Source organism: Mycobacterium sp. E740 (assembly GCF_001672895.1).
GTDB lineage: Bacteria > Actinomycetota > Actinomycetes > Mycobacteriales > Mycobacteriaceae > Mycobacterium.
The window spans coordinates 1-1,145 of the sequence record NZ_LZKP01000194.1; the positions used below are offsets into that span (position 1 = coordinate 1).

The 1,145-nt window shown below is 56.1% G+C and carries 2 rRNA genes; both read right to left on the reverse strand.

Going from position 1 to position 1,145, the window contains the following annotated elements:
* Positions 1-8: 8 nt before the first annotated feature.
* A 5S ribosomal RNA gene (rrf, locus tag A5663_RS19005) occupies positions 9-123 on the reverse strand.
* Between the two features lie 103 nt (positions 124-226).
* Positions 227-1,145 (reverse strand): 23S ribosomal RNA (locus tag A5663_RS19010); the annotation flags it as partial.

Below are 1,145 nucleotides of genomic sequence, written 5' to 3' on the forward strand. Positions count from 1 at the left end.
TAATTTGTGTTCGGCGGTGTCCTACTTTTCCGCCCGGGTTGGGCAGTATCATTGGCGCTGGCAGGCTTAGCTTCCGGGTTCGGGATGGGTCCGGGCGTTTCCCTGCCGCTATTGACCGCCGTAACTTTATTCACTTGTCAAAAGTGCCCCATTGGTTTGGGGGGTTTGTGTTTTGGTGGTGGGGTGTGTAACGCGTGTTTGGTGTTTGTGGGGTGTGGTTGCGAGTGTGTGTAAGTTTTCGGCCGGTTAGTGCCAGTTCCCTGCGCCCATTGCTGGGCTTCTAGGTCTGGTCTATCGATCCCGTGGTCTGCGGGGGGCCTTATCCCACTTGATGGGTGAGAAGCCTGGTCTTGGAGGGGGTTTCCCGCTTAGATGCTTTCAGCGGTTATCCTGTCCGAACGTGGCTATCCAGCGGTGCCCCTGGTGGGACAACTGGTGTACCAGAGGTTCGTCCGTCCCGGTCCTCTCGTACTAGGGACAGGTTTCCTCAAGCTTCTGACGCGCGCGGCGGATAGAGACCGAACTGTCTCACGACGTTCTAAACCCAGCTCGCGTGCCGCTTTAATGGGCGAACAGCCCAACCCTTGGGACCTGCTCCAGCCCCAGGATGCGACGAGCCGACATCGAGGTGCCAAACCATCCCGTCGATATGGACTCTTGGGGAAGATCAGCCTGTTATCCCCGGGGTACCTTTTATCCGTTGAGCGACACCCCTTCCACTCGGGGGTGCCGGATCACTAGTCCCGACTTTCGTCCCTGCTTGACATGTCCGTCTCGCAGTCAAGCTCCCTTGTGCACTTACACTCAACACCTGATTGCCGTCCAGGTTGAGGGAACCTTTGGGCGCCTCCGTTACTTTTTAGGAGGCAACCGCCCCAGTTAAACTACCCACCAGGCACTGTTCCTGAACCGGGTTCACGGTTCGAGGTTAGAGGCCCAATACGATCAGAGTGGTATTTCAACAACGACTCCACACAAACTGGCGTCTGTGTTTCATAGTCTCCCACCTATCCTACACAAACCGTATCGAGCACCAATACCAAGTTGTAGTGAAGGTCCCGGGGTCTTTTCGTCCTGCCGCGCGTAACGAGCATCTTTACTCGTAATGCAATTTCGCCGAGTCTATGGTTGAGACAGCTGAGAAG